The 26,796-nt window shown below is 70.0% G+C and carries 33 protein-coding genes and 2 pseudogenes; 17 read left to right on the top strand and 18 right to left on the bottom strand.

Translation table 11 applies throughout. The features are described 5' to 3' along the window. Nucleotides 1-294 precede the first annotated feature (294 nt). Nucleotides 295-432: a hypothetical protein gene (locus ACGFNP_RS49355; protein ID WP_358342831.1), complete on the bottom strand. Its 138-nt coding sequence runs from the start codon at nt 430-432 to the stop codon at nt 295-297. A 384-nt stretch (nt 433-816) separates the two neighbouring features. Between ACGFNP_RS49355 and ACGFNP_RS49350 the strand changes: the two genes are divergently transcribed. Genes ACGFNP_RS49350 through ACGFNP_RS49340 form a run of 3 tightly spaced genes read left to right on the top strand, consistent with a single transcriptional unit; the run spans nt 817 to nt 2,933 of the window. Further along, entirely contained in the window at nt 817-1,683 is an 867-nt protein-coding gene (locus ACGFNP_RS49350) for a universal stress protein (protein ID WP_358342833.1), read from the top strand. After that, nucleotides 1,680-2,453, top strand: a complete 774-nt coding sequence (locus ACGFNP_RS49345; protein ID WP_393330099.1) for a DUF6544 family protein — start codon at nt 1,680-1,682, stop codon at nt 2,451-2,453. The genes ACGFNP_RS49350 and ACGFNP_RS49345 overlap by 4 nt, the downstream gene beginning before the upstream one ends. A gap of 30 nt (nt 2,454-2,483) precedes the next feature. Next, a complete protein-coding gene (locus ACGFNP_RS49340) occupies nt 2,484-2,933 on the top strand; it encodes a pyridoxamine 5'-phosphate oxidase family protein (protein ID WP_358342837.1) in 450 nt (149 codons plus the stop codon). 17 nt (nt 2,934-2,950) lie between these two features. Here ACGFNP_RS49340 and ACGFNP_RS49335 read toward each other — a convergent pair whose 3' ends face one another. Then, on the bottom strand, nt 2,951-3,220 hold the full coding sequence (locus ACGFNP_RS49335) for a helix-turn-helix transcriptional regulator (RefSeq protein WP_358342839.1): 270 nt from the start codon (nt 3,218-3,220) through the stop codon (nt 2,951-2,953). A gap of 87 nt (nt 3,221-3,307) precedes the next feature. On the opposite strand from ACGFNP_RS49335, the gene map reads away from it, so the two are divergent. Then, nucleotides 3,308-4,129 carry a type I methionyl aminopeptidase gene (gene map, locus ACGFNP_RS49330; protein WP_393330097.1) on the top strand — a complete coding sequence of 274 codons (822 nt, stop codon included), beginning with the start codon at nt 3,308-3,310 and terminating at the stop codon, nt 4,127-4,129. A 114-nt stretch (nt 4,130-4,243) separates the two neighbouring features. On the opposite strand, the gene ACGFNP_RS49325 is transcribed toward map, so the two are convergent. From ACGFNP_RS49325 to ACGFNP_RS49310, 4 genes are all read right to left on the bottom strand, one after another. Beyond that, on the bottom strand, nt 4,244-4,840 hold the full coding sequence (locus ACGFNP_RS49325) for a CBS domain-containing protein (RefSeq protein ID WP_393330094.1): 597 nt from the start codon (nt 4,838-4,840) through the stop codon (nt 4,244-4,246). Between the two features lie 2 nt (nt 4,841-4,842). Beyond that, nucleotides 4,843-5,526, bottom strand: a complete 684-nt coding sequence (locus ACGFNP_RS49320) for a CBS domain-containing protein (RefSeq protein ID WP_393330091.1) — start codon at nt 5,524-5,526, stop codon at nt 4,843-4,845. 143 nt (nt 5,527-5,669) lie between these two features. Then, entirely contained in the window at nt 5,670-6,311 is a 642-nt protein-coding gene (locus ACGFNP_RS49315) for a response regulator transcription factor (RefSeq protein WP_358327877.1), read from the bottom strand. A 116-nt stretch (nt 6,312-6,427) separates the two neighbouring features. Next, nucleotides 6,428-6,880, bottom strand: coding sequence for a MarR family winged helix-turn-helix transcriptional regulator (locus tag ACGFNP_RS49310; protein WP_393330088.1), 453 nt, complete (start codon nt 6,878-6,880; stop codon nt 6,428-6,430). Between the two features lie 110 nt (nt 6,881-6,990). On the opposite strand from ACGFNP_RS49310, the gene ACGFNP_RS49305 reads away from it, so the two are divergent. After that, nucleotides 6,991-7,866, top strand: a complete 876-nt coding sequence (locus tag ACGFNP_RS49305) for an NAD(P)H-binding protein (RefSeq protein ID WP_393330085.1) — start codon at nt 6,991-6,993, stop codon at nt 7,864-7,866. 6 nt (nt 7,867-7,872) lie between these two features. Here the strand turns inward: ACGFNP_RS49305 and ACGFNP_RS49300 are convergent, their stop codons facing one another. Beyond that, on the bottom strand, nt 7,873-8,052 hold the full coding sequence (locus tag ACGFNP_RS49300) for a hypothetical protein (RefSeq protein WP_393330082.1): 180 nt from the start codon (nt 8,050-8,052) through the stop codon (nt 7,873-7,875). Nucleotides 8,053-8,477: 425 nt separating this feature from the next. Here ACGFNP_RS49300 and ACGFNP_RS49295 point away from each other — a divergent pair, with 425 nt between their 5' ends. After that, the gene (locus ACGFNP_RS49295) at nt 8,478-9,179 is read left to right on the top strand and encodes a universal stress protein (protein WP_393330080.1); all 702 of its coding nucleotides are present in this window, start codon (nt 8,478-8,480) and stop codon (nt 9,177-9,179) included. A 54-nt stretch (nt 9,180-9,233) separates the two neighbouring features. Here ACGFNP_RS49295 and ACGFNP_RS49290 read toward each other — a convergent pair whose 3' ends face one another. Then, nucleotides 9,234-10,223, bottom strand: a complete 990-nt coding sequence (locus tag ACGFNP_RS49290; RefSeq protein ID WP_393330078.1) for a BtrH N-terminal domain-containing protein — start codon at nt 10,221-10,223, stop codon at nt 9,234-9,236. Between the two features lie 225 nt (nt 10,224-10,448). On the opposite strand from ACGFNP_RS49290, the gene ACGFNP_RS49285 reads away from it, so the two are divergent. Then, nucleotides 10,449-11,099: a glycosyltransferase family 2 protein gene (locus ACGFNP_RS49285; RefSeq protein WP_393330075.1), complete on the top strand. Its 651-nt coding sequence runs from the start codon at nt 10,449-10,451 to the stop codon at nt 11,097-11,099. A 53-nt stretch (nt 11,100-11,152) separates the two neighbouring features. Then, nucleotides 11,153-11,815, top strand: coding sequence for a TetR/AcrR family transcriptional regulator (locus tag ACGFNP_RS49280; RefSeq protein ID WP_393330072.1), 663 nt, complete (start codon nt 11,153-11,155; stop codon nt 11,813-11,815). Between the two features lie 9 nt (nt 11,816-11,824). Here the strand turns inward: ACGFNP_RS49280 and ACGFNP_RS49275 are convergent, their stop codons facing one another. Next, the gene (locus tag ACGFNP_RS49275; protein ID WP_393330071.1) at nt 11,825-12,535 is read right to left on the bottom strand and encodes a TetR/AcrR family transcriptional regulator; all 711 of its coding nucleotides are present in this window, start codon (nt 12,533-12,535) and stop codon (nt 11,825-11,827) included. A gap of 71 nt (nt 12,536-12,606) precedes the next feature. On the opposite strand from ACGFNP_RS49275, the gene ACGFNP_RS49270 reads away from it, so the two are divergent. From ACGFNP_RS49270 to ACGFNP_RS49255, 4 genes are all read left to right on the top strand, one after another. Beyond that, entirely contained in the window at nt 12,607-13,308 is a 702-nt protein-coding gene (locus ACGFNP_RS49270) for a hypothetical protein (protein ID WP_358327857.1), read from the top strand. A gap of 435 nt (nt 13,309-13,743) precedes the next feature. Next, nucleotides 13,744-14,181, top strand: coding sequence for a hypothetical protein (locus ACGFNP_RS49265; protein ID WP_358327855.1), 438 nt, complete (start codon nt 13,744-13,746; stop codon nt 14,179-14,181). Next, on the top strand, nt 14,178-15,335 hold the full coding sequence (locus tag ACGFNP_RS49260) for a histidine kinase (protein WP_358327853.1): 1,158 nt from the start codon (nt 14,178-14,180) through the stop codon (nt 15,333-15,335). The genes ACGFNP_RS49265 and ACGFNP_RS49260 overlap by 4 nt, the downstream gene beginning before the upstream one ends. After that, a complete protein-coding gene (locus tag ACGFNP_RS49255; RefSeq protein ID WP_358327851.1) occupies nt 15,332-15,991 on the top strand; it encodes a response regulator transcription factor in 660 nt (219 codons plus the stop codon). The genes ACGFNP_RS49260 and ACGFNP_RS49255 overlap by 4 nt, the downstream gene beginning before the upstream one ends. Nucleotides 15,992-15,997: 6 nt before the next feature. On the opposite strand, the gene ACGFNP_RS49250 is transcribed toward ACGFNP_RS49255, so the two are convergent. Both ACGFNP_RS49250 and ACGFNP_RS49245 read right to left on the bottom strand, forming a co-directional pair. Beyond that, a complete protein-coding gene (locus ACGFNP_RS49250) occupies nt 15,998-16,384 on the bottom strand; it encodes a PPOX class F420-dependent oxidoreductase (RefSeq protein ID WP_358327849.1) in 387 nt (128 codons plus the stop codon). 46 nt (nt 16,385-16,430) lie between these two features. Continuing rightward, the gene (locus ACGFNP_RS49245; RefSeq protein ID WP_393330067.1) at nt 16,431-17,024 is read right to left on the bottom strand and encodes a dihydrofolate reductase family protein; all 594 of its coding nucleotides are present in this window, start codon (nt 17,022-17,024) and stop codon (nt 16,431-16,433) included. 90 nt (nt 17,025-17,114) lie between these two features. Between ACGFNP_RS49245 and ACGFNP_RS49240 the strand changes: the two genes are divergently transcribed. After that, nucleotides 17,115-17,567: a helix-turn-helix domain-containing protein gene (locus ACGFNP_RS49240; protein ID WP_358327845.1), complete on the top strand. Its 453-nt coding sequence runs from the start codon at nt 17,115-17,117 to the stop codon at nt 17,565-17,567. A gap of 265 nt (nt 17,568-17,832) precedes the next feature. Here the strand turns inward: ACGFNP_RS49240 and ACGFNP_RS49235 are convergent. The 4 genes and pseudogenes from ACGFNP_RS49235 to ACGFNP_RS49220 form a co-directional block, all read right to left on the bottom strand. Further along, nucleotides 17,833-18,102 (bottom strand): annotated as a pseudogene (locus ACGFNP_RS49235) (hypothetical protein); the annotation flags it as partial. Between the two features lie 36 nt (nt 18,103-18,138). Then, nucleotides 18,139-18,708 (bottom strand): hypothetical protein, encoded by a 570-nt coding sequence (locus tag ACGFNP_RS49230; RefSeq protein ID WP_393330066.1) that lies wholly within the window; start codon nt 18,706-18,708, stop codon nt 18,139-18,141. A 727-nt stretch (nt 18,709-19,435) separates the two neighbouring features. Continuing rightward, a complete protein-coding gene (locus ACGFNP_RS49225; protein ID WP_393330064.1) occupies nt 19,436-21,025 on the bottom strand; it encodes an ABC transporter permease in 1,590 nt (529 codons plus the stop codon). Continuing rightward, nucleotides 21,022-21,915, bottom strand: coding sequence for an ABC transporter ATP-binding protein (locus tag ACGFNP_RS49220; protein WP_358327839.1), 894 nt, complete (start codon nt 21,913-21,915; stop codon nt 21,022-21,024). The genes ACGFNP_RS49225 and ACGFNP_RS49220 overlap by 4 nt, the downstream gene beginning before the upstream one ends. 229 nt (nt 21,916-22,144) lie before the next feature. Here ACGFNP_RS49220 and ACGFNP_RS49215 point away from each other — a divergent pair, with 229 nt between their 5' ends. After that, nucleotides 22,145-22,801 carry a CBS domain-containing protein gene (locus ACGFNP_RS49215; protein ID WP_393330061.1) on the top strand — a complete coding sequence of 219 codons (657 nt, stop codon included), beginning with the start codon at nt 22,145-22,147 and terminating at the stop codon, nt 22,799-22,801. Between the two features lie 119 nt (nt 22,802-22,920). Here ACGFNP_RS49215 and ACGFNP_RS49210 read toward each other — a convergent pair whose 3' ends face one another. The 3 genes from ACGFNP_RS49210 to ACGFNP_RS49200 all read right to left on the bottom strand — a co-directional run bounded on the left by ACGFNP_RS49210 (nt 22,921) and on the right by ACGFNP_RS49200 (nt 25,063). Then, the gene (locus ACGFNP_RS49210) at nt 22,921-23,349 is read right to left on the bottom strand and encodes a YybH family protein (RefSeq protein ID WP_393330059.1); all 429 of its coding nucleotides are present in this window, start codon (nt 23,347-23,349) and stop codon (nt 22,921-22,923) included. A gap of 77 nt (nt 23,350-23,426) precedes the next feature. Beyond that, the gene (gene wrbA, locus ACGFNP_RS49205) at nt 23,427-24,035 is read right to left on the bottom strand and encodes an NAD(P)H:quinone oxidoreductase (RefSeq protein WP_393330058.1); all 609 of its coding nucleotides are present in this window, start codon (nt 24,033-24,035) and stop codon (nt 23,427-23,429) included. A gap of 197 nt (nt 24,036-24,232) precedes the next feature. Continuing rightward, entirely contained in the window at nt 24,233-25,063 is an 831-nt protein-coding gene (locus ACGFNP_RS49200) for a helix-turn-helix domain-containing protein (protein WP_393330056.1), read from the bottom strand. A gap of 77 nt (nt 25,064-25,140) precedes the next feature. Here ACGFNP_RS49200 and ACGFNP_RS49195 point away from each other — a divergent pair, with 77 nt between their 5' ends. The 3 genes and pseudogenes from ACGFNP_RS49195 to ACGFNP_RS49185 all read left to right on the top strand — a co-directional run bounded on the left by ACGFNP_RS49195 (nt 25,141) and on the right by ACGFNP_RS49185 (nt 26,787). Continuing rightward, nucleotides 25,141-26,010 carry an alpha/beta hydrolase gene (locus ACGFNP_RS49195; RefSeq protein ID WP_393330054.1) on the top strand — a complete coding sequence of 290 codons (870 nt, stop codon included), beginning with the start codon at nt 25,141-25,143 and terminating at the stop codon, nt 26,008-26,010. Nucleotides 26,011-26,064: 54 nt separating this feature from the next. Continuing rightward, a pseudogene (locus ACGFNP_RS49190) lies at nt 26,065-26,340 on the top strand (carboxylesterase family protein); the annotation flags it as partial. A 3-nt stretch (nt 26,341-26,343) separates the two neighbouring features. After that, nucleotides 26,344-26,787, top strand: coding sequence for a carboxylesterase family protein (locus ACGFNP_RS49185; protein WP_393330151.1), 444 nt, complete (start codon nt 26,344-26,346; stop codon nt 26,785-26,787). Nucleotides 26,788-26,796 lie beyond the last annotated feature (9 nt).

The following is a 26,796-nucleotide window of genomic DNA, read 5'->3' as shown; positions in this document are numbered from 1 at the left end:
TTCGAGGGGCTCCTGGATGCGCGAAAAAGAGACGCGACGGGGACCAGCGGGTACGGCGGAGGCGTTGCGCGAGGCTGCCAACAGATGTCCTTCCGGAGGGCACGGATGGAATCGAACTGCGCGCACGCCAAACGCCCCGGCGAAAATCCGGGGCGTTGCAAGGCAGCGCGAGGGGCAGCATAGCGCAAGTGAGAAACGTATGTCTACACTTAATATACGTGTCAACCTCGTTGCCGCCATCAGTTTCTCATAGCCGGGTGGACTCGTCAACTCGCCGTCATTCCTCGCCCGGCGTCATCCGCGGGACAGGACCACTTTAAGAGCTCCGGTCGCGGTCGGGTCGGCGAAGGTCTCGTAGGCGGCGGCCATGTCCTCCAGCGCGAACCGGTGGGTGATGAACGTGCCGGGGTCCAGCCGTCCGGCGGCGATCATGTCCAGGAGGGTCGGCGTCGCGTAGGTGTCGACCAGGCCGGTGGTGATGGTGAGGTCGCGGATCCACAGATCTTCGAGGCTCGGCCGTGCGCGGTGTCGGCAAGCGGTTGCGCCGGCTCGGCCTCGCCGCGGTCACGCCCTTCTACGTCACGGGCACCCAGGGGCCGCTGGGGCCAGCGGGCCAAGCAATGCGTCTCGCCTCGTCGTTCCTGAGACCGTCACAAGGCGCCCGGCGATCGGTGCGCATGCTTTCCCAGGGCCGATGGTCCCTGGTAAGGCAGGACCTCGTCCTCTGGGAGCCGCGGGCCGGCGGGTGTGTGCTGGAGGTGAGCGAGCCGGGGGCGGGTGCCACATCCGGGCGGCGAGACGCGAAGGAGGAGGACGATGAGCAGAGCGATCGTGGTCGGCGTGGACGGATCGCCATCGGCCGGATCGGCGCTCGGCTGGGCCGCCGACGACGCCTCATGCCGAGGGCTTCCCCTGCGGATCGTGCTCGTACGCGAGCCCTGGGCGGCCGAGCATCCGCTCACCGCGGCCAGTGACCGGCAGACGCTGACCGAGCGGTGCACGTACGTGCTCGACCACGCCGCCGACCAGGTACGGAGACTCATCCCCAAGCTCGAGGTCGCAACGGCGGTGGTCACGGGCGCGGTGATCGAGCGGCTGAAGAGCGAGTCGGAGACGGCCGACAGCGTGGTCGTGGGCAGCAGAGGGCTCGGCGGGTTCGCCGGACTGGTGCTGGGCTCGGTCGGGCTCGGCCTGGCCGGGCACGCGCACAGCCCGGTGGTCATCGTCCGGATGCCCGTCCCCGGCAGCCATGGTGAGATCGTGGTCGGCTTCGACGGCTCCCCGTTCGCGGAGTCGGCACTGGACTACGCCCTGGAACAGGCCAGGGCGCGGCGCATGCCGGTTCGCGTCGTGTACGCCCAGCGGATGCCGATGCTCACCCCCCATCCCGCGGGGTACGGCCCGCTCCTGACCGGGGCGCTGGGCGACGAGGCGGCCGAGATCCGGCTGCGCCTGGCGCCGTGGCATGACAAATACCCGGACGTAGAGGTGATCGAGTCGACCGTCCCGGGGCACCCGGTCCCGGTCCTGGCCAGGGCGTCCGAGACGGCGGCGCTCGTGGTGGTCGGATCGCGCGGACTGGGCGGCTTCGCCTCGGCGGCACTCGGGTCCGTCAGCCACGGCGTCCTGCACCGGGCTAGTTGTCCGGTGGCCGTGGTACAGGGTCCTTGGAGGCGGTCGTGAGCGTCATCGTCGCCCCGCCGTCCCTGACCGAGACCGCCTGTCGCGACTGGGACCTCCTGCAGGCGCAGACCAGGGACGCCCAGGAGTTCGACCCCGCGCAGGCCGGCCACCTGCCGGAACCGGCGCGCCGCTGGGTGCTGCACGCCATCGCTCCGGGGACACCCCTCCTGCGTGCGGTGGTGCTGGACATGCACGGCTCCATCCGGCTCGGCGCCTGGCGGGACTTCCGCGCCCAGCAGGTGCTCCTGCCGATGGAGGGCTTCGTGTGGTCGGCCACCGCCCATCTGGGACTGCTACCCGTGCACGGGTTCGACCGGTATCGCGCTGGTCAGGGGGAGATGCGCTGGCGGCTGCTGGACGTCATCCCCGTGATGTCGGGTGCCGGTCCGGACATCACCAGAAGCGCCGCCGGACGGCTGGCCTGTGAGTTCGTCATGGCGCCCGCCGCCGCACTCGACCCGAGGCTGCGGTGGAAGTCGATCGACGACCGCCAAGCGATCGCCAGCTTCCCTGTGGGGACCGAGGATCACGACGTGACCCTGACGATCGCGCCCAACGGCGCGCTGGAGCGCGTCACGATGTCCCGTTGGGGTGATCCCGGGGAGGGACGCTATCGCGACCACGTGTTCGGGGTGGAGTGCGGGCGCGAGATCGAATTCGACGGGTTCACCATTCCGGCCTACCTGGCGGGTGGCTGGTGGCCCGGCACTGATCGGTGGGCCGAGGGCGAGTTCATCCGCTTCACCGTCGACGACGCCCTGTTCCGCTAGCCCGGACAGACCACATGAGACGCTGTGTGCATGGAGCACCAGGAGGGTCGTATCGAGGCACTGGGCCGTGATGCCTGCCTGGCGCTGCTGTCGACAGTCGTCATCGGCCGGGTCGCCTGGTCGGCATCCGGCGGTGATCTGAAGGTTGTGCTGGTCAACTTCGTGCTGGACGGTGACGGCATCGTGTTCAGGACGGCGCGGGGCGGCATGCTCGACGCCATCCAGCACGGCGTGCCACTGACCTTCGAGGTGGACGATGTGGAGCCCGCGTTGCGCGTGGGCTGGAGCGTCGTGCTGAGCGGCCGGGCTGACGTCGTCACCGATCGTGACCAGGTCCGTCGCCTGGAGCAGTTGGGCGGGGCTCCGTGGGTCGCGCTGACCGAGCCGGTGTTCGTGCGGTTGCCTCTGCGTGAGATCAGCGGCCGCCGCCTTCCCTTGCACGCGGGCGGTGTCTTCGTACAGCCCGTCGAGGACGTCTGAAGGACAGCCACGCGCGGCTACGAGGCGGCTTCCAGCGGTAGGTCCTTGCCGCGCCAGATGGCGGCCAACTCCTGAACCGGCACGTTGAGTGCCTCGCCGAGGCAGACGATCGTGCCGAATCCGGGGGACGGCAGCCGTCCGGATTCGATCTTGCGCAGGGTCTCCGGCGAGATGCCGGCCGCGTGCGCGACTTCCGCCAGGTCGCGTCCCGCTCGCGCGTGGCGCAGCAGGGCGCCGAGACGTCTGCCGGCTTCGATCTGTTCAGGGGTGAGCGGTTGGCGGACCATGCTCCAAGAATAGGGCTGGTATTACTATACCGGCAAGTGTTACGGTTATGGGATAATAATACCAAAATCCAGTGATGCGAGGTATTCGTGATTGAAGTGAAGACGCCTGCGGAGATTCAACGGATGCAGGTGGCCGGGCGTTTCGTCGCCGAGGTGCTCTCCGAGGTCGGCCGACTCGCTGACGTGGGCGTCAACCTCCTTGACCTGGAGCACCACGTTCGCGGCATGATCAAACGGCGCGGGGCGGAGTCGTGCTACTGGGACTACGCGCCGTCCTTCGGACGCGGCCCGTTCCGCAACGTCATCTGCCTGTCCGTCAACGACGCCGTCCTGCATGGCTTGCCTCACGACTACACGCTGCGCGACGGGGATGTGCTCAGCGCGGACCTCGCGGTCAGCGTCGACGGCTGGGTGGCCGACTCGGCGCGTACGGTCATCGTCGGGACCGCTGCCGAGGAGGACCTGCGGCTTGTCCGCGCCACCGAGGAAGCGTTGGAGGCGGCGATCGAGGTGGCGCGTCCGGGTAATCGCGTGGGTGATATCTCCGCGGCGATCTGGGCGGTGGCCCGCGGCTACGGTTATCCGGTCAACGACGAATTCGGTGGCCACGGCATCGGCCGCACCATGCACGAGGCGCCCCACGTTTCGAACAGGGGCCGGGCAGGGCGAGGCCTTACGCTCCAGCCGGGCCTGACCCTCGCGCTCGAACCCTGGTTCGCCCGTACGACCGACCGGATCGTCTACGACGCCGACGGCTGGACCATCCGGTCGGCGGACGGCTCGCGCACGGCCCACTCCGAGCACACGGTGGCCATCACCGAGGACGCCCCCTTGGTGCTCACCCGGCGCGAACCGGAGAACTCGGAAACGCGGGCTGATCTACCTGAACTCCGCGCGATGCGGTCATAGCACCCCGCGGCGTAGGGGCCCGCGGTACGAGGGCCCGCCGTCGGGGGTCGCGCTAACGTCCGCCTCGCCCGTCGGCGGTGGTCATCACGTCGGCGACGGTCGTTCTCATGGCGATCACCTCAGGTGTCTGACCCGGATGATGCCGGGCACGGTGCGGGCGAGCACGTCGGCGATGTGGTCGGTGTGCTCGTGGGGTGACCCGCTCAGCTGGGCCACGCCGTCGTGGACGGTGACGTCCCAGCTGGGGCCGAAGGGGTAGTGCTCGCGCAGCGCGGCGATCACGTCCTGCCGCAGTTGCTCGTCAGGGCGGGCGAGCATGGCCAGCAGGTCGCGGCGGCTGACCATGCCCACGATCCGGTCCCCCTGGACGACGGGCAGGCTCTTGATCCGCTTGCCGACCATGAGGTCGATGGCCTTGGTGACGTCGGTGGTCTCGGTCACCGTGACGGCCTCGCGGGTCATGACCTCCATGACCCGGCGGGGCGGTGGTTCGGCAGCCGGGCCGACGGGTCGTACCGAGGCGCGGGGGTCGGGGTCGAACTCGCCGCGCAGCAGGTCGAGCTCGCTGACCACGCCGACGAGCCGGTCAGCGTCGTCCACGACGGGGGCGGCGGTGATGTCATGGCCGTGCAGCGTCCGGATGGCCTGCCGTACCGGGTCGGTGCGGCGGACGGTGATGGGCGGGCTGCTCATGACCTCGCGCACGAGCATGGCTATCGGGCCTCCCACGTGGAGTCGTCGTGCTTCCAGGTGAGCTCGTCGATGACGTCGACCACACCGTCGACCCGGCCGGCCATCCGTACGGCGATCGCGGTCTCGGTCTTGCGGTCCATCTGGCCGCTCAAGGTCACCACGCCCTGGCGTACCTGGACGGTGACGCCGGAGGTGTCCACCCACAGCCCCCGGTCGAGGACGTCCTCGCGCACCTCGGCGGCGATGTCGTCGTCGCCGCGCAGGAACACCTTGATCAGGTCGCGGCGGCTCACGATGCCCGCCAGATGGCCGTCCGCATCGACGACCGCGAGCCGCTTGACGTCGTGGGCGTCCATCAGCCGGGCGGCCGAGACGGCCGAGGCCTCGGGCGAGACGGTGATCGGCGGGCTCGTCATCAGCTCACCCGCGGTGTCACCAGTGGCCTTCTTCCCGCCTTTGGGGTGACGCAGCCGGGCGCGCAGCGGCGGCCGGTAGCCCTCACGGTAGAACTGCTCGCGGAACTCCTCCTTACGCAGCAGGTCGGCCTCCGACACCATGCCGACGACGTGGCCGCCCTCGTCGACCACCGGGACGGCGCTGATGCCGCCGGCGATCAAGGTCTCGGCGATGTCCTTGAACGGGGTCTTCGCGGTAACCGTGATGACCTTGGCGGTCATCACGTCGGCGACGGTCCTGCGCTTCACGGGTCAGCCCTTCTCGTCTGCTGCTGTCATACCTTCATCACAGCCCCGCAGCTGGGCGCCTGGTAGGGCCGGAAGTCCCGAACGGGGTGGTCGTTGGTCAGCGCAGGCGGAGCAGCAGACAGTTGCCGGCCGAGCCGCTCCCCTCATTCCCGCCGATCCGCCCGCAAGCGTGCCGAGAGCGCCGCGGCCTGGGTACGGCGCTGCATGTCGAGCTTGGACAGCAGGTTGGACACGTAGTTCTTGACCGTCTTCTCGGCCAGGAACATGCGCTCGCCGATCTGCCGGTTGGTCAGCCCTTCACCGATCAGGTCCAGGATGTGCCGCTCCTGCTCCGACAGCGCCGCCAGCGGGTCCTTCCTGGCGGCGTGCTCCCGTAGCCGCTGCAGCATCGCCGCCGTGGTCTGCGGATCGAGCAGCGACTGCCCCGAGGCGACCGTACGCACGGCGCCCACCAGGTCGGAGCCGTGGATCTGCTTGAGCACGTACCCGGACGCGCCCGCCATCACCGCGTCGAACAACGCGTCGTCGTCGGCGAAGGACGTCAGCATCAGGCACGCCAGCTCCGGCAGCCTGGAGCGGGCCTCGCGGCACACGTCCACGCCATTGCCGTCGGGCAGCCGCACGTCCAGCACCGCCACGTCCGGCTTGAGCGCCGGAATGCGGGCGATCGCCGACTCCGCCGTCCCGGCCTCGCCGATCACCTCGATGTCCTCTTCGGAGCCCAGCAGGGCGGCCACGCCCCGCCGTACCACCTCATGGTCGTCGACGAGAAACACACGAATCATGCTTTGACGCTAACCGGCCGCGGCCAGCACAGAAAAGGGGCGAAAGTCCCTAAGCGGATTCGCCGGTCCAGCCGCCGCGGGCGAAGTCAGGAGCTCGGCGGCTGCGGGATGGTGCGTCAGGTGGCCGGGTCGCGCTGATCACCGGGGGTGTCGAGCAGGGCGTTCGCCGAGCGATGGATCTTCCTCAGCGCGCTGAGGAGATGTTCGCGTTCGGCCTCGGTGAGGTCGGCGGTGACCTTCTCTTCGAGGAACTGCCGTTCCTTCTCGATGGGTGCTTGCAGGGCGCGCCCGGCGTCGGTGAGCCACAGCCGGACCAGACGGTTGTCCCGGTCGTCGCGGCGCCTGGTGAGCAGGCCGGCCGCGGTCATCCGGGTGGCCGCCTTGACCACGTTGGGGGTGGTGACGTTCAGTGCGGCGGCGACCTCGCCCGGGGTGCGGCCGTCCTGCCGCCACAGCACCGCGAGCAGGTGATCTTGTCCCAGGTGCAGCCCATGGCGCCGCACAGCCGCGTCGGCCGCCGCCCGCAGCACCTTCGACGCCTTGCTGTGCATGTCCAGGAATTCGGGCACGTCGAGGCCTCCGGTGATGTCGCGAACGCAGCATGGAGCGATTGACAGCAAATCGTGAACCGGTTAGCGTTCTCCTCGATCACTAACCGGTACACGATCTAGGGGTCCTCATGATACTGGTCACCGGCGCCACTGGGAATGTCGGCCGCGAGCTCGTCCGCCAGCTGGACGAGACCGGCGCTCCCTTCCGCATCCTGATCCGCGACCCGGCCCGCGCCGCCTCATTGCCCGAGCGGGCCGAACGGGTCGTGGCGGACCTGAACGACCCGGCGACGCTGCCGCCCGCCTTCGCCGGAGTCGACCGGCTGTTCCTGCTCACCCCCGGCATCGGCCTCGACCACACCCGGCACGCCGTCGCCGCCGCCCAGTCCGCGGGGGTGCGCCACATCGTGCACCTGTCCTCGTTCAACGTGCTCGGCGACCCCATGCCCGCCATGGGTCGCTGGCACCACGAACGCGAGCAGGCCATCCGAGCGTCCGGCGTCCCGGCTACCTTCCTGCGACCCGGCGGCTTCATGACCAACGCCTTCGACTGGCTGCCCACCATCCGCCAGGCGGGCTATGTCCTCGATCCGGTCGGCCCCGGCCGATACGCGCCGATCGATCCCGCTGACATCGCCGCCGTCGCCGCCCTGGCTCTTTCCGAGGACGGCCACGCGGGCCAGGAATACGTCGTCACCGGCGAGGAGCTGTTCACCATCGCCGAACAGGTCAAGATCCTCGCTGCGGCGGCCGGCCGGGATCTCGCGATCCGGGAGGTGGCCACCGCGGAGGAGGCCGTCGCCTCCCGATTCCCCAACGGGGCACCCCCGGCGCTGGCCGAGGCCATCATCGAGGGGTTCCACCTCATGCGGGCCGACACCGCCGGGTTCCGTACCGACACCGTGGAGCGCCTGCTCCAGCGCAAGCCCCGCACCTTCGCCGCCTGGTGCGCACGCAACGCCGACGCCTTCCGGACCACCGGCTACGGGGGCGAGAGGGGATAGGGTGCCTCAGTCGCCAGGAGCCAGGCTGGCCGAGGTGCGGTGAAGGTTCTCCACGGCTCGGACGAGTGAGAGGTTCGCGGCGGTCAGCGTGCGGACCAGCTCCTCCAGCTTGTCAACCCGCCTCTTCAGCGACAGCAACTCGACTTCGAGCACCGACGACTCCATGATCATTCGCCCGCCGATCATGATCGACTCACCTCCAAGAAAACAGTTCAAGCACATGGTGGGTGTCTGCGGAGGCCGCGCGACAGCGACGAACGTCCCCGGTCGGCAGGACCAAAGACACTGACCGCGCAGGACCGGTGGGCGGATGTTCCGGCGCTGGCGGTGCTGTTCTACGGGGGCTTCGGCTCACGCGCGCCCGGCGAAACAGGGCCGATCGCCCTTGAGGGGAGGGACTTCGGCCTCTAGGGCGGGGGCAGTCCCAGGCGTGTCCTGAAGGTGTGGGAATCGGAACCACACAAGGAGGCTGTGATGAACCTGCCAGAGCGTAGGGACATCAGAGGACTACGTCGCCGACGGCCGGTACGTGCTGCGCGCTGAGCTGCCCGGGATCGACCCCGACAAGGATGGGTGACGGCACCGCCGCCGTCTGGGAGGAGGCAACTGCCATGAACCACATCGTCCTCGGCTACGACGGCTCGGACTTCTCCGTACAGGCCCTGGACTGGGCGCTGGACGAGGCCGAGCTCAGAAAGCTTCCGCTGACCATCGCCCACGCCTGGCAGTGGCCGTACGGCGAAGCCGACGAGGAGGCCAAGGACCATCTGCGTAAGGCAGCCGATCACGTGCTGTGGCACGGCGCCGACTGCGCCCGCTCGACCAGCTCGGTCCTCGGCATCGAGACTGACCTGTACGAGGGCCCGGCGGCACAGCGGCTCGTCGAACTGTCCAGCGGCGCCGCCCTCGTCGTGGTCGGCTCGCGAGGGCTGCACGGGTTGCCCGGGGCCCTCGTGGGGTCGGTGGCCCGATATGTTGCCGCGCATGCCGAGTGCCCGGTGATCGTGGTACGCGGACCAGGGCCGCTGCCCGCCCTCGCGCATCCAGGGCCGATCGTGGTCGCCGACAAGGAGCCGACCGCCTCAGTCCTGGAGTTCGCCGCCGATGAGGCGGACATGCGCCGGCTCGCCCTGGTTACCACCGCCGAGCCCGGGGCCTGGCAGGAGAGCCATCCGAGCGTCGTCCCCATGGTTCAGGAGGGGCACAAGACACCGACGCTCATCGTGGCGGGTCGCAAGCGGGCCGACCACCTCGGAACGATCGCCCCGCTCCTCCAGCACGCCCCGTCCCCGGTCGCCGTAGTGGGAGCCTAGGACTTCTCCTGCGGCCGGCCCGGGCGGCTTCCGAAAGCCGTCTGTACCTGGGTCTCACTCTTCCAGGCGGTTCAGTGCCTGCATGGCCTCGTACTCAATGCGTGAAAGATCGCTGAGCATGGTGCCTGCCTGCACGAGGCACTGCGGATCGCCCGATTCACCGGCCTTTGTGATCAGTGCTGCGGCTGCCGTCCACAGGCTGGCTGCCTCGCCGTACAGTTCGTGGCCGGTGCGCAGGTGGCTGCTGTCGAGCAGCTCGATGCATTCGGCGAGGAAGTCGCGGTAGAGGTTGCGGAACAGGGCGCCGCCGGTGCCGGCCTTCTCCATCAGGAGGGCGGCCTGCGGCAGGTCCCGTCGCGGGTTGTCAGTGCGCTGGAGCCAGGTGCGTACCAGCTTGGCGGCCTTGTCGATGCCTCGGTGGCCGAGGTTGGCGATGGGCGGGTTGAGGAAGGCCTCGGCGCAGGCGGTGATGGCGGGAATGATCCGGCTCCGTGGGTCGGGCAGGTTCCTCGGAACGGTGAGGGTGAAGGAGCGGTGCTTGGCGGTCATCGGGCCGCGCGCGGCCCGGGCCTGGGCGAGGCTGGCCAGGCTGGTGGATACCGCTCCGCCTTGCTGGTCGGTGTCCACCAGGTGGGCGTCGTGGTCGTCATAGCCGTACATAGCGACGAAATGACCGCCGAAGTGCACCTTCGACCCGAAGTAGTCCAGGTAGTAGCTGTCGAGTTGCAGTCCGACGGGGTGGCCGGCGTCGATGGGGGCTACTGCGTTCTCCCATGCCTTGCGGGGCGAGCTGGTTTCCTGGACCAGGAGTTCCAGCTTGAGGCTGGTGGCCAGGTTTCTGGTGAGGTCGAAAGGCCTGACCCGTCCGCCGAGGAAGGGGAAGTCCATGTTCTTGCTGTCCCAGTAGATGAAGGACAGGCCGGAGCCGAGGCCGAAGAGCATGGGCTCGGACAGATCGAGCCCTTGGTGCCGCAGCAGCACTCCCAGCGTTGTCGTCTCGCAGTGCTGCGTACCGCGGACATCGATGTCTGGTGCCGTGGTCATGCCATGCTCTCCTGAACGGGGAGGATCATCCGGGTCATCTGCACGCCATCATGGTGGACTCTCCCACTGTGGGAGAGTCCAACCCCGTACCTCGGCGTCCGTTCAGGGGCAGGCCGAGCGTATGTGCGACCAGGCCCCGCCGGGCCCTGGGAACTGGCGATTTCCCTGAAGGCACGTGACCCTCTCATGGGGATCGAGCGCGTCCTGTGGCTCTAGCGTCGATCTATGAAGCTCGATGTGGTGCTGCCCTGCCTGAACGAGGAGGCGGCCCTGCCCTGGGTGCTCGGGCGTATGCCGGACGGCTTCCATCCGATCGTGGTCGACAACGGCTCGACCGATGGATCCGCCCGGGTCGCCGCCAAGCTTGGTGCCACGGTGGTGATCGAGCCGCGGCGCGGGTTCGGTGCCGCCTGCCATGCCGGGCTGATGGCCGCGACCACGGATGTGGTCTGCTTCATGGACGCCGACGCGTCACTGGACCCCGGACAGTTGCCGCTGGTGGCGGGGCCTGTCCTGGGCGGTGAGGCGGAGTTGGTCCTCGGCCGTCGCATTCTCGGCCCCGGAGTGTCGTGGCCGACGCATGCCCGGATCGGCAACGCCCTGCTGGCCAGGAGGCTGCGGCGCCGGACCGGCGCCCTCCTGCACGATCTCGGGCCGATGCGGGCGTGCCGGCGCGCCGACCTGCTGGCGCTGAGACTGGCCGACCGGCGCGGCGGCTATCCCCTGGAGATGGTCCTGCGCGCGGCCTCCGCGGGCTGGCGGATAGGCGAGGTCGAGGTGAACCACCTGGCCCGGGCAGGCCGGTCGAAGATGACCGGCACCGTGCGCGGCACGCTGCGGGCCATCGGCGACATGCGCCGCGTCCTGGCCGGCTGAGAGAGAGCCGGCTCAACGGAATGCGGCCACCGCGACCGGCTGCCACTTCCGCCATGTGGCCAGCCGTTCCTCGTACTCGGCCGCGACAGGCTCGTAAGAAGCGGCAGACCCGTGAACGGATCCAGACTTCGGCGCTGGAGCTCTTCACGTCGCACGGCTACCGCAACGCGACCATCGCGGCGATCGCCGAACACGCGGACGTCGCGACACGGACCGTCACGCTGCACTTCCCCACCAAGGAAGACCTGCTGTTCGCGGACGACCCGTTCGCCCCGGAATCATTGGCCGCCCGCCTCGACACCCGTCCCGGCGCCGCTCTCGACGCCGTCGGCGAGTGGATGCGCGACACGATGCGCGCCCTCGACGAGCGCGACGCCGACCAGGGTCGCAAGCCCGGCGAGACCTGGTCCCTCCGCGTCAAGCGCGCCACTCTGATAGCCGGGGACGAGGACCTCCGCGGTAGCGCCCGCGCGAGCTACTACGAACTGGAACGCCTGATCGCCGCCGCCATCGGCGAGGACCTGGGCCTGCCGCCCACCGCGCTGGCCCCGCGCCTGACCGCGTACACCGTGGTGGGCGGCCTGCGCGAGCTGTACATGACCCACGAGGCCCACCACCGCGACATCGCTACCGAGGAACTTCTTCCCCTGGTCGACCGCGTACTCGACGTCGCCCGCGCGGGCCTGGCCGAGCTCGCGGCTCGACGCGGCCCCTGACGCGAATGGTCACCTCAGCCGGGCTTCGATGGCGTCCAGCAGCGCGGCCAGGCCGAACTCGAACTCCTCGTGGCTGCCCATGCGGGACAGCTCGTCGGCATGGGCGACCAGGATGGGGTACCGGTCAGGGTCCAAGCCCTCGTAGAGTCTGCGGCGCAGCCGTTGCTCCATCGGGCTCGCGGTGTCCACGCCCAGGTTGAACTGCACCGAGCCGACCACGAAGGTGGCGAACGCCGACGCCGTCGCGTAGGCCTCCCGGACGCTCAGCCCGATGTCGATGAACTGCCCGAGCGAGTGCTCCATCCCGCTCAGTGAGCTCGGGCTCAGGCGTTCGGTGCCGCGCAGGAACGGGACCAGCCCCGGATGCGCGAGCAGGAAATCGCGGAACGAGTGCGCCTGCCATTCCACGGACTGCCGCCAGCCCAGATCCTCCGGCGGCGGATGCAGGCCCTGCCCCACGGCCCGATCCATGGCGAGGACCATGAGTTCGTCCCGGCTGGTGACGTGCCGATACAGCGACGCCTGACTGCACCGGAGCTGCTGGGCGAGACGGCGCATGGTCAGCGCCTCCGCGCCTTCGGTGTCCAGCACGGACAGCGCGGTGTCGGCGATCAGATCGAGTGACAGCATCCGCCGACGCCGCGGGCGATCGTCGGCGTTCTCGGTCCGGGCCAGCCACCAGGCTGCCGTGCCTGCCCGGATCGGCGTGGCGTCATCCATGCGTACCTATCCCTTGACTACGGCGCACTGCCCCAGGCAGTCCATGACACCTACTACTTGAGGAAGGGCCGATGGAAATCAGCGCAGCCGTGGTCAGCTCGTTCGACCACCCGCCCCGCTACGAGTCGTACGATCTTCCCGCACCCGGCACCGAGGACGAGGTGGTCCTCGACGTGCTCGCGGTCGGGCTGCACCCTCGGGTGCGCACCGGAGCCTCCGGCCGGCACTACACCAGCACCGGCAAGCTGCCGATGGTCCCCGGCGTGGACGGCGTCGGCCGGCTCCCGGACGGCCGCCTGGTCTACTTCGTGGCCGACGACGAGCTGACCGGGCTGTCCACCCTGCTGCTTGACGAGGCCGAGCGCCGCAGGATGCGCCGCGGCCGTGAGGCGCGACAGCTCGACCTCGGATACCCCCAGTCACCGCTCAACGGCCCCGGCGACCTGTCCGGGTACCGGGCGCCCGACGCGCCGCTCACCGGCGCTGGTGAGCAGTCCGTGCGGCTGTTCCAGCTGCTGGCCGGTCCGCAGTGGACGCTGATCGGGTACGAGGTATCGGGCGCTCTGGAGCCGCGCGCCGGAGTGCGCATCCACACCACGGGAGTCCGCGGCGACATCGTGGACCGCGCCGGCCACCTGCGGGACGCGTACGACCTGTCACCCGGCGACTGGGTCCTGATCCGGCCGGACGGATACGTCGCCCTGGTCACCGCCGATCGCACCACCGTCGAGTCCTACCTGGACCAGGCCGGGTTACACCGGCCGCAAAGCTGAGGGGAGGCGCCCCGATGTCCGTCGACTACACCGCACCGCACGGTGATACCCCGACGACGGATCAGGACCTGGTTCTGCACGGTCTGGATTCCGCGGCGCACTGCTCACTCCATCTTCGTGCGCTCCAAGCGCGGCCGCGGCTTCTGCGTCGTTACCCCGGCGGGGTTCGAGAAGTTCTTCGAGGAGCCCGGGCATGCCGACGCGCCGGACCTGCGACCCGTCGGTCGAGGAGTTGCTGGCCGGCTCCCAGGCGATGGGTTCGTGGCGTCGCGACCACGCCGGCTGCCCGGCTGACGGCCGGAGCGGTCGAGCACAGTGTCCCCCGTGCGAGCTACCCGCAGGTGTCCACCGTGTGGTGACGATCGCGGGCCGCCGGATCCGTAGCGTTCGAGGCGGTCGCGGCGCTCCGGTCGCGGATCTGACGGAGGATTCTTCATGAGACTCGTGTGGCAGCTCCTGGCCGTCGCCGCGGTCGCCTTCATCGGCGGCCAGGGCGTCGCCGCGATGCGGGGGAACCCGTGGCTCACGCTCGCCCTCGGCGTCTTGACGGCCGTGCTCGCGGTGCTCGTCCACGGGTGGGTGGTGCGGCGGACCGAGCACCGCCCGGTCACGGAGGTGGCCCGGAAGGGCGCCGGGACCGCGATCACCCGGGGGGTGCTCATCGGCGTCGCGTTGTTCGGGGCCGTCACCGTGAACATCTACTTCCTCGGGTACGACAAGGTGCACGGCCCGGGCTCACGTCTGTTCGGCTGCATGCTCGCCGCCGCCTACGTCGCCACCCGCAACCTGTGGGTGCGGATCGGCGTGCACGTCGGCCGGCGCGGCAATGTGGTGCCCCGCTGCCGGCACGCCGCCACTACACTCTCCCGGTGATCGCTTTGGCGCGGGTCCCGGAGCTGTGGCGCCGCATTGACGTCACGCTCCGATACCTTCTGGCCGGACTGCTGCTCTTTGCCGCATCGCTCATGCCGGCGTTCCAGACCTACGGGACGCAGCTCGGCGGCCTGCCCGCCCGCCCGTATGACGTGCTCGCCGTCGTGGCCGTCGCGCTGCAGTGCCTCCCGCTCGCCGGGCTGGGGCGGTGGCCGGTCAGCTGTCTCGCCCTGGTGTCGCTCGGCTTCGCCGTCGACCAGCTCCGCGGCTACCACTCGCTCGCGGGCACCGCGCTGGCCATCGCGCTGCTGGGCGTGGGCTACCGTCTGGAACGGCACCGGCGCGCCACGGCGCTGGCCTTCTCCGCAGCTTACGTGCCGCTGGCGGTCGCGCTTTTCCTGCTCGGTTCGGGCGCCGAATCGCCGGGTGGATTCGTGCTGTTCTACCTATGCCTGGTCCTCGCGTGGGGCATCGGGGCGTGGCTGCGCTCCGTCCGGGCCGCGGAGGCCGAACGCCGCCGTCGCGTCGCCGAGGACACCCGCGCCGCCGAACGTACCCGTATCGCCCGCGAGCTCCACGACGTCGTGACCCACCATGTGACGGCGATGGTCGTGCAGGCCGAGGCGGCCCGCTATCTGACCGCCGCGCCCGATCGCCTCGACCAGACCCTGACCGCCGTCACCGACACCGGCCGGCGGGCCATCACCGACCTGCGGCACCTGCTCGACCTGCTCAACCCCGACCACGGCACCGAGGCCAGAACGCCGCCCATCGGCAGACTGCTCACCCTCGTCGAGCAGACGCGTCAGGCCGGGCAGCCGGTGGACTTCACCGAGGAGGGCACGCCCGCGGAGTTGACTGGCAGCGCCGACCTCGTGGCCTACCGGGTCGTGCAGGAGGCCCTGACGAACGCTCTCAAGTACGCCCACGGCAGCCGTACCTCGGTGCGGGTGCGCCACGGCGAAAAGGAGATCACCGTGGAGGTCAGCACGGACGGTTCCGGCTCGAAGGCCGGGTCCCCCGGCGGGGGCGGGAAGGGCCTGGCCGGTCTCCGCGAACGGGTCGACGTTCTGGGCGGCGACTTCAGCGCGGATCGGCGGACGGGCGGCGGTTTCGTCGTGCGGGCGCGCATCCCCGCGGGAAGCCCGTCGTGACCGCGCCGATCCGCGTCCTGATCTGCGACGACCAGGCGCTGATCCGCACCGGGTTCGCAACGATCATCGACGCGCAGCCCGATCTTGAGGCGGTCGGCGAGTGCGGGGACGGGCAGGCCGCGGTCGACCTCGCCGGCCGGCTGCGCCCGGACGTGGTGGTGATGGACGTCCGCATGCCCGTGCTCGACGGCATCGAGGCGACCCGCCTCCTGGCCGGTGCCGAGGTGGCGCAGCCCGTCAAGGTGCTCGTGGTGACGACGTTCAACCTGGACAAGTACGTGTACGAGGCGCTGCGCGCGGGGGCGAGCGGGTTCCTGCTCAAGGACGCCCCACCGGCGCAGCTGCTGAACGGCATCCGTACCGTCGCCTCCGGCGCCGCGCTGCTGGCACCCGAGGTGACGCGGCAGCTCGTCGGCAGGTACGCGGCGCGGATCCGTCCCGCCGAGGGCACACCGGACGACGTCGCCCTGACCCCGCGCGAACTGGAGGTGCTGCGCCTCATGGCCGACGGCAGGTCCAACAGCGAGATCGCCGCGACGCTGGTGATCAGCCAGGAGACCGTCAAGACGTACGTGTCGCGCATCCTCACCAAGCTCGACCTGCGGGACCGCGTGCAGGCGGTGGTCTACGCCTACCGCAGGGGCCTGGTGACCTGAGACGTCTCAGCCCATGCTCTGTCGATCGAGCTCGATGAGCGCGACGTGCCGCTCGGCGTCGCGGGAGTAGGGGCCGCCGATGTACTTCGCGGCGATCCGGTCGACGATCTCCCAGGCGGCGTCGCCCTCGACCCACTCGACGACCCTGCCGTGGAGGATGACCGGCTGGAACGGGTTGTCGACCGGCGTCAGGGAGACCGCGACCCGCGGGTCGCGCCGCAGGTTGCGCGCCTTGAGGGTATGCGGGCCGGTGAGGATCACGACGTGGTCGCCCTCCGTGCCGATCCAGACGGGAACGGAGTGGGGAGCCCCGTCGGGGAGGATGGTGGCGAGGTGGGCGATCGAGGTGCCGTCGAGAACGCGGCGGATGTCGGGGTTGAGCATCGGGATCATCTCCTGGGATGAAGTCTGTGCTGGGTGGGTTTGTAGGTGATGGGGGTCAGCGCTCGACCGCGTAGCGGAGATGGGTGACGCCCGGTGCCGGGACGGCTTCGACCAGGCGCAGGCGTACGTGCTCGGGCAGAGTCTGGAAGAAGGGGCGGCCGCCGCCGAGCAGGATCGGCACCTGGTGGAGGATCACCTCGTCGACCAGCCCCGCCTTCAGGGCCTCGGTCGCGACGCCGCCGCCCATGAGGCCGACGTCCTTGCCATCGGCGGTCTCGCGCGCCGCCGCGACGGCGTCCTCGATGCCGGTGGTGACCAGGGTCTGCCGCTCGGTCATCTCCGGCGCCGCCCGATGGCTGAGGACGAACAGCCGGGCCTTCGGGTGTGGGCTGCCGCCTCCGAAGTGGTCGGAGTCCTCATAGGTGTTGCGCCCCGCCACGATCGCACCCACGCGTCCGGCGAGGGCGTCGAAGACGCGGGCACTGGGCTCGCTCAGCCGGAACCCGTCGAACACCTGACTGGGCGTGTCGCCATCGAAGTACCAGTCGAACAGCATCGTTCCGTCGCCCAGCCCGCGCCCGGCGCCCGGGTCGCGACCGGTGAGGTAACCGTCGACCGACACCGCGTGGGCGCTGATGACCTTGCTCATCTACGTGATCCTTTCGGAGTTCCTTGAGGAGACTCCGTTACCGTAACACTGGAAGTTCCGTAAGGGAACCCCAATGGGTAGACTGGTCTCATGCAACGCACGAAGTTCGGGGACATGGCCTGCTCCATCGCGCGCACCCTCGACGTGATCGGAGAGCCGTGGTCGCCGCTGATCCTGCGTGACGTATGGGTGGGCCTGAGTCGCTTCGACCAGCTCCAGGCCGACCTCGGGATCTCGCGCAAGGTGCTGACCGAGCGGCTCAACCACCTCGTCGACCAGGGCGTCCTTGAGCGCCATCCGTACGACAACCGGCCGCGCTACGAGTACCGCCTGACGGAGAAGGGTGCCGAGCTCGTCGACCTGCTCATGGTCATGACCGGCTGGGGGGACAAGTGGCTCGCCGGCGAGGCCGGCCCGCCCGTGCTCTACCGCCATCACGCCTGCGGCGAGATCAGCCACGTCGACCTGCGCTGCGCCCACTGCGGCGAGCCGATGCACGCGAGCGACATCGACCCGCTACCAGGCCCAGGCGCAGCCGCGTGATCGAGAGGGCGTGAACCATGCAGATCATCAAAAAGCCCAGCTTGCCCACCGGGCTGCGCCGCAGGCTGTGGCGGCTCCCCATCCGGCTGTACCGGCCAATCTAGGGCTGGGCCCGCTGCTGGGGCGCCGGATCGTGCTGCTCGCCCACATCGGCCGCGTCTCCGGCCGGCGGCGCCAGGCCGTCAGCGAGGTCATCAACGCGGAGAGCACGGCTACGTGGCCGCCTCCGGATTCGGGCCGAAGGCCGACTGGTACCAGAACATCATCAACTACCGCCGGTTGAAGTTGGTGGTTTGCTCTCACGGTCCCGTCTGGCTGGGGGGAGGCCGGTAGCGTGTGGCTGGTTGATGGCGGCCCAGCCCGCTGCGCCGTGTGTGGCGATGTTGCGGGCTGCGATGTGGTCGGCGTGCCCAGCGAGGCCACACCGGGTGCAGAGGAACCGGCCCCGCGCCGGCTGGTTCGCCCTGGCCACTCCGGACAGGCCTGCGACGTGTAGGCGGGGGTCGACCAGCAGAAACGCGACCCCGGCGCGGGCGGCTTTGTAGCGGGTGAACGCGGTCTGCTGGGGTCATCATCCGGTGCTCACGCCCGGACAGGCGGCGCAGCACTCGCCGCGCCGCCGACGTTCCCTTCTTCTGCAGGCGGCGGCGTTGCCGGTGCCGCCGCTCCCGCAGCGTGCGGACGTGGCCGTTGCCGCCGATTGGTCCAGCCAGGGCGGGACCAGGCAGTGCTGCGCCGTCGCAGGTGACCGCCAGGTTCGCCACCCCTTGATCCACCCCCCCACAAAGCCACCGACCGGCTCACGCACCGCCGGCTTGGGGAGAGTGAGGGTGACCTGGAGCAGCCACACCCCGCGCCGGCAGATCAGATCGGCTTCCCCCATCGGCAGCGTGTCGATGGCTTTGAGGTCTTCTGGCCGACCCGCATAGGGGACGGTGACGCGGCCGGTGGGAGTCCACAGCGACACCGTGCGGGCGTCGCGATTCCAGCTCATCAGCCGGGCGTCGTAGGGGACGGCGCCGTGCGGCCGGAAGATGTGACCCCGTTTCTTGCTGGCGCGCCGGTTGGCGTAGGCACCGGCGACCCGGGCGATCGCCCGCACCGCCGCCTGCGCACCCAGCCCGGCCACCTGCGCCCGCACCGCGTAATAGGCCAGCCAGGTGCAGCTCCATCACAGTGAACGTACGGTACTGCCAGGCCAGCCGGGACACGACGGTGGCCGCCTCATTACACAACAGCACGGCTGCGGCCAGCGCGTTGGCTTGGGCCGGGGCGGGTGTGAGCCGCAGTTGCACGACGCTGGGCAGGCCGTGGCGTTTGGTGGCGGAGCGGCGGATTGCCATCAAGCGTACCTCCTGTCACAGCGTCCTCACCCACCGCACGCATTACCGAGTGTGACCAAGGCTTTCCATACTGTTTTTGTAAGGAGGGGTGGCGCTTCCTCCCGACCCTGAAAGGACCAGGTCTCCGCACACAATTCAGGAAGACCCCGACGTCACCATCCAGACCGCTCGCCCAGACCCTCCAGGTGACCGCCACCCCGCTCCCCGCCGACGAAGGCGCGGAAATCATTGTTCGGTACGCGCCCCCGTCACCCGGCAGCCGCCCGCCAGCCGTACAAGATCATGGGCTTCGAGTCAACGGCAGCGTGGATCCCAGAGACGAGACCTGACACAGTCCCGTCTCGGCAGCGAAGAGCGCAGGTGCTGGTGACGGCGGTGCCGGGGATGTGGTGGCCAGGGGCGCCTCGGCGGTCGACTGCGTGGCGGCACGGTGATCACGCGCATCGGTCCTCGGGGAGCCGGAACAGTCAAGCATGAGCGTCAGAAGAGCGGCCATCGGCACACGGCAGCGCATCTCCCGACAAGTCAGTTACCGGCCAGGTCACGCCGCTGGAAGGCGGCGACACCGGCCAGGACGAGCGCCATCGCGACGGCGGTCAACCAGAGCAGCGGCGCCGCGCTCACCTCGCCGCCGGGCACCTGGGGGAGGTGGGCGAAGGGCGACAGGTTCCTGATCCAGTCATCGAGCTGGAGCAGCTCGCCGAGCTGGCCGAGCAGGGCGAAGGCCACCAGAGCCGCCCAGGCCAGGGCGGTGAGCCGGGGCAGTAGGCCGAACAACAGCATCGCGATCCCGGCCAGCACCCACGCCGCGGGCACCTGGACCCAGGCCGCGCCCAGCAGCCGGGGGACCTGCTCGCCGACCTCGCCCGTTCGCACGCCGTGAGCCAGCCCGGCCGCCAGGCCGCCGGCCGTGATGACGAGCGGAGTGCCGCCCACAGCGATGACCAGGTGGCTGAGCGTCCACCGCCAGCGGGGCACGGCCGCCGCCAGCACGGGCTCGGCGCGTGCGCCGGCCTCTTCGCCCTGCAACCGCAGCGTGGCCTGTACGGCGAAACCGCCCACGGCCAGGCCGAGCAGCCCCATCACGGCGGCCAGGAAGGTGTCCACCAGCGCCCCCGCGCCGCCGAGCCGCTGCAGGATCGCGGCGAGCTGAGGGTTGTCGTTGACGATGTCGCCCACGCTCTGGGCCAGCGAGCCGAACATGGCTCCGGCGATCGCGAACCCGATCATCCAGCCCAGCAGCCCGCCCCGCTGCAACCGCCACGCCAGCGCCGGCGCACCGGCCAGGCTCGGCGCGGCGTCCGACGGGCCCAGCCGGGGCGGCAGCAGTCCGGCGCCCACATCTCGCCGCCTGGCCAGTAGCGCGGCCAGCCCGACCAGGATGAGTCCGGCCAGCGCCAGCAGGCCGGCCACCCACCAGCGTTCGCCGGCGAAAGCTCGTACCCGCTGAGCCCAGCCCAACGGCGACAGCCACGCCAGCGCCTCGACACCGGCGGCGTCACCCGAAGCCCGCAGCAGGTAGGCCAGGCCGAGTACCGAGACGGCCAGGCCGTTGGCGGTGCGGGCGTGCTCGGTCACCTGCGCGGCCACCACGGCGATGCCGGTGAACACCCACCCGGTCCCGCCCACCGCGAGCCCGAACCCGAGCGCGCCCGAGCCGGGAAGTCCCTGGCCGGTCAGCGCCACGGTGAGGAGGAGCGCGAGGAGGAGGTTGGCGCCACCTGCCACGAGCACCGCGGCCGCCGGGATCGCGTGGCGGCCGACCGCGCAGGCCCCGATCAGCTCGGCGCGGCCGGTTTCCTCCTCCGCGCGGGTGTGCCTGGTCACCACCATGATGCTCATCAAGGCGGCCAGGCTGGTGGCGAGGGTGGTCGCACGCCAGGCGGTCAGACCACCCACCGATGTCGCGTCGAAGACCGGGCCGGTGAGCGCCTGCAGCGCGGGGGTCGAGCCGATGGTGACGCCCAGGGCGAGACGTTGTGCCATGCCGGGGTAGAGCTCGCCGATCGCCGAGGCGGTGGCCGCGATGGCACCTGTGATCACCACGATCCAGACCGGCAGGAGCAGGCGGTCACGGCGCAACGCCAGCCGTACCAGCGCGAACGTGCCCGTCATGACGTGCTCTGATAGTGCCGCAGGAACAGCTCTTCCAGGGTGGGCGGCTGGCAGGTGAGGCTGCGTACGCCCGCGTCGGTGAGCAGTCGCAGCGCGCCGCCGAGCCGGGCCGCCTCGACCTCGAAGCGCACGCGGGAGCCGCTGACGGCCAGCTCGTGCACGCCCGCCAGCTCGGCCAGGCCGTCGGGGATCCGGTCGAGCTCGGCGGTGATGGAGCTGCGGGTCAGGTGGCGTAACTGCGCCAGGGTGCCGCTCTCGACGGCTCGGCCGTCGCGGACGATGGTGACCCGGTCGCACAGGGCCTCGACCTCGGACAAGATGTGGCTGGACAGCAGCACCGTACGGCCGTTGCCGCGCTCCTCGGTGACGCACTGGCGGAAGGCGGCCTCCATCAGCGGGTCGAGCCCGGCGGTCGGCTCGTCCAGCAGCAGTAGTTCCACATCGGAGGCCAGGGCCGCGACGAGGGCCACCTTCTGCCGGTTGCCTTTGGAGTAGGCGCGGCCCTTCTTGGTCGGGTCGAGGTCGAAGAGCTCCAGCAGCGCCTTCTTGCGCCGCTGGTCGAGCCCGCCGCGCAGGCGCCCGAGCAGGTCGATGGCCTCGCCGCCGGACAGCGTCGGCCAGAGCACGACGTCGCCGGGTACGTAGGCCAGGCGCCGGTGCAGCTCGACCGCGTCGCGCCATGGGTTGCCACCGAGGAGTTCGGCGTGGCCGGAGCCGGCCCGCAGCAGGCCGAGCAGGATGCGCAGGGTGGTGGTCTTGCCCGCGCCGTTCGGGCCGAGGAAGCCGTGGACCTCGCCCGTGTCCACGGTGAGATCGAGCCCGTCCAGGGCGCGCACGCGCCCGAAGGACTTGGTCAGCCCGCTGATGAGGATGGCAGGTTCGCCCCGCATGGGCGCCTCCTTGAAGCCGGTCCGATATGACGTTGCCGACCAGGCTTCCCGGCGCTCCAGGATCGACGGTAACAGCACCGACCCCTCCACACCAGACCCACCAAACTGGCGCGAGCCGAGGGTTTCTGCCGAACCGGGACCAAAGACTCGGCGACGAGGGACGTTCGCCCCATGCCGCTCATGTCGCCCGAAGAGCATCGTTGCGGGGGAGAGGTGAGAGGAGACCGCCATGTCCATCAAGGTCAGGGACGTCATGAGGAACGTCGCCATCGCGGTTCTGGAGGACGCGTCGTTCGCCGAGATCGTACGCACGATGCGGCGATACGCCGTCGGAGCGGTCAGTGTGGTCGACGCCGATTGCCGGCCTCTGGGGGTCGTCTCCGAAGACGATCTGCTGCTCAAGGAGGTGAACCCGGCACGGCACGGCGTCTCGATCTTCGAGAGCCGCAAGCGGCGCGAGGAGCACGAGAAGGCAGCCGCGGTCACCGCCTCCGCGCTCATGAGCACGCCCGCGATCACCGTGACCCCGGGAGCCCCGGTACGCGACGCGGCGCGGTCGATGCACGAGAGGCGGATCAAGCAGCTGCCGGTGATCGACGCGGTCTCCGGGCGCATCATCGGCACCCTGCACCAGTCGGACGTGCTGCGTGTCTTCACCCGGTCCGCGGGTCAGTTGGAGAGCGAGGTCAAAGCGGTGCTCGGTGACCTGACACCGGTGTCCGTCAGCGTCTCCGGCGGAGTGGTGACGATCAGCGGCCGGGTGGCGCGCGGTTCCCAGGCCGCTCGGCTGGTGGAGGAGATCCGCCGGGTGGAGGGCGTGATCGACGTCGTCTCGGAGCTCACCTACGACAAAGCCGACCTCCTCATCGTCCCGCCGCTCTTGTAGGCGCCGGGGTCCAGCCGTCCAGCCCGGGGTCGAGGCGGCCGTCACCGAGCGTCGTGGTGACGGCGGTCGTGCCCTGGGGCGCCGCAACCAGCGCGGCACCCCAAAACGATCAGACCGGCTCACATCCCCGGCGGAAACCAGGCTTGGAGGTTCTGAGGGTTGATCGGCACCGAGATATGTTCGTGCGTGATCAACCACTGGTCATTTGATCGTCGGCAACAAACGGTCGATCGTACCCATATCGCGCTCTGGAGCCCGTTCTTCCGCGTTCCGCTGTCCAGATGAAGCATGTGCGCGAACGCGACATCTGCGCTGGTCACAACGGTAAGGTCGTGCGTTTCCAGGCCAATGGGGCCGTCGTATTCATCGAACCACCGCACAAAGTTGCCACGGACTTCATCGGATCCCGCGAACTGGAGCGGGGGAACGACATCGTAATAAACGATGTCGGCAGAATAATGTGACATGAGTCGATCAATGTCCTTTGTCTGACAGGCAGCGACTCGGCTCTCCAAGAACGCCCTGACCTCGGCATCGTTCGTCGTCATCGCATCCTCCGTTCAAGAAATCTGACCGCGACCAGCTCACCTGGCGACGGCCCTCGTGGTCGGTGTTCCGTGCTGGATCAGGCGGCGCGGCCGGCCTTGAGCGCGGCCGCGGTGTCGACGACGCGGCGGGCCTGGTGACGGGCCGCCTGCAAGATCACCTCGCTGGGCGGGCCGTCGCCGACCACGTGGGAGGTGCCGTAGGGGTTGCCTGACTGGAACTGGATGGGGTCGGTGTAGCCGGGCGGCACGATGATGCCGCCCCAGTGGTAGAAGGTGTTGCCCAGCGCCAGGAGGGTGGATTCCTGTCCGCCGTGGGCGGTGTTGGAGGCGGCGAACGCCGAGTACACCTTGTCCGCGAGCTTGCCCTGGAACCACAGGGGACCGGTGGTGTCGATGAACGCCCTGAGCTGGTTGGCCGGGTTGCCGAACCGGGTGGGAGTGCCGAACAGCACCGCGTCGGCCCACTCCAGGTCGTCGTGGCCGGCCTCGGCGATGTCGGCGGTGTCCCGCAGGTGCCCGGCCCACTCCGCCCTGGCGTTGACCGCTTCCGGCGGGGCCGTTTCGGCGACCTTGCGCAGTCGGACGTCGGCGCCGGCCTTCTCCGCGCCCTCGGCGAGGGCTTGCGCCAAGGCATGCACGGTGCCTGTCGCACTGTAGTAAATGATCGCGACCTTCACGGGTTCCATGATCGGTTTCCTTCTTTCGCGTGCGGTTCGTCGGTACGACGACACAGCCGTGCGAAATGTGAGGCGACGCGCCGACCGGGTACCGCGCGCTCCCCGGCAAACGCGACAGGGAACCGCCGCCACCGTGCCCCTCGCCGTCGCGTCAGGACCTCGGAAGGTCAGGCGCGGCGATCAGGTGCAGATCCTTGACAGGGTGTTCAGTGACCGGCCCATGCGATGTCGTCAACTGCCAGAAACGGCTCGCCGGCCACGTTCGCGGGGGTCACTCCGGTGAACGCCACGACGTCCCGATGCAGGTGGGACTGGTCGGTGTAGCCGCCGTCGGCCGCGACCCTGGCCACGCCTTCACCCGCGACCAGGCGGTGGGCGGCATGGTCGAAGCGGACCAGCTTCACGGCGCGCTTGGGCGGCAGGCCGAGCTGCGACCGGAACCGGGACCACAGCCGCTTACGGCTCCATCCGACCTCGCCCGCGAGTCCGTCGACCCGGACCAGGCCGCGGTCGCCGACGATCCGGTCCCAGGCCCAAGCCACCTCCGGGTCTACCGGCGGCCCCGCCTCGTACCGGCGGGCGAGGAGCGCGTCCGTCAACGCGAAGCGGTCCTGCCACGACGAGACCTCGCCCAGCCGCTCACGGATCCGTGCCGCCTCCCGGCCCCACAGGTCGTCGAGGGCCACCACGGCACCGTCGAGGTCGGCGGGGGAGGCGCCCAGCACCGCGCGTGCGATCACCGGGGACAGACGCACCTGCACGCACTCGACATTCTCCCCCCGCGCCCAGACCGCGCCGCCGGCCCCGATCCCGGGCCCGGCGACGACACTTCCCCGCTGCTGCCGCCCGGCGGCATAGTCGACGACGGGCGAACCGGTGCCGAACTCCAGCAGCAGTGTCACGGCCGGATGCGGGACCATCCGAAGCGCGTCCAGGTCACGGACGCGGAACCCGGCCATGGTGACACCGGCCACCCGGCTGGGCCGCTGCGGGCGCGCGACATCCCACACAGCCCCACCGTGCACGAACGTTCGCACCGCCCCATGCTACGCGAGCCGACCGAGGGGAACATTTGTCCAATCCACCACCGCGCACCGGCGGCGACAGTGGGCTCATGACCATTTCTGACAGCGGACCGCACGTGAAAGACGCCACCGAGGGTACGACCCTGTCCCTGGACGACGGCGACATCTTCGTGTGCCAGGACGGCCCCCGCGACGCCCCCGCACTGCTGCTCATCCACGGGTCCGCGTCCTCGGCCCGCTCGTGGGACGCGCTGGTTCCGCTGCTGACCAGATCCCATCGCGTCATCCGGATCGACCTGCTCGGGCACGGCCGGTCGGCCAAACCGGCCGACCGTAGCTACGCGACCCCGGACCAGGGACACCGGGTCGGCGTGGCCCTGGACCGGCTCGGCGTCGAGCACGCGACGGTCGTCGGCCATTCCAGCGGCGGAGTGGTCGCCACCGCCCTCGCCGAACAGCGATCCGACCTCGTGACCGCGCTCGCGCTCATCAACACCGGACCCAGCCTGGGCGCCTTCATCCCCTCGGCGGCCGCCGCGATCGACCCCGCGCAGTGGCCGCCGACCGACGAGCAGCTCCGCCAGTTCGCGAGCACCGGTTTCAGCCGCGCGGGCTACCAGATCCCGCAGGAGCTCCTGGACGAGGTGCGCGCCATGACCTTCCACTCGCTCACCGCGACGATGCAGGCCACCGTCGGCTACCTTCAGGAGCAGGCGCTCCCGGATCGGCTGATGACCCTCGGCAAGCCGCTACTGGTGATCTTCGGCGAGGACGACCGCAGATGGCGATCCTCATCCGCCGCCGACTACCGCACCGTGCCGGGCGCGAACATCGAGTTGCTGCCCGGTCTCGGACACTCACCCATACTCGAGGATCCGCCGCGCACCGCCGAACTCCTCCTGGCCTTCGCCGCGATCCACGCCACCAGGTCGGCGGGACACCCGGCGGACGGCGGATGACGTCGGGCCGGCAGTACGTACCCCTCCCAAAACAGGTCCAGCGAACATCGCACAGGAGCCACCAGCTACGGCCCGACGGCGCCCAAGGGCGACTACCCGCCCCAGTACGCCCCGCTCTTCCCAGAAGTGGTGATCCCCGGCGAGGACTTCCTGAACCTCAACGTCTGGACACCCGACCCGGACACGACCGGGTTGCCGGTGCTGGTCTGGATTCACGGCGGCTCGTTCACCAACGGATCCGGGTCGGTCGGCGAGTACGACGGCAGCGCGTTCGCGCGTGACGGCGTCGTATGCGTGACCATCAACTACCGGCTGGCCGCCGATGGCTAGTCGCTGGCCGCCTACCGCGCCAACCGGCCGGGAGCCGGTCCGGGCGACCTGCTGGCCGCCGTCGTCACCGACTGGTTCTACGCCGTCCCGTCGATCCGGATCGCCGAAGCCCGCGCTCGTCAGGGGACGGCGAACACCTGGACCTACCGGTTCGACCACCCCGATCCCGAGGAGAACAACCGGCTGGGCGCGTGCCATGGCGCGGAAGTGCCGTACGTGTTCGGCACCATCGGCCGCGATGACGTCCGGCCGCGCCTGGGCGCCGCGCCGTCGCAGGCCGTCTCCGACCAGGCGCACAAGGTGTGGGTGGACTTCATCACCCGCGGCGACCCGGGATGGCCGGCCTACGACACCAGCCGCCGCGCCACCGGCCTGATCTCCGATCACATCACCGTCGTCGACGACCCGGCGGCGGCCGAGCGCACCTGCTGGGACCGCATCCGGTAACGGTACGCT

The organism is Nonomuraea sp. NPDC049269 (assembly GCF_043197155.1).
GTDB lineage: Bacteria > Actinomycetota > Actinomycetes > Streptosporangiales > Streptosporangiaceae > Nonomuraea.
Note: the sequence above shows the minus strand (reverse complement) of the source record. Positions and strands in the feature narration are given on the sequence as shown.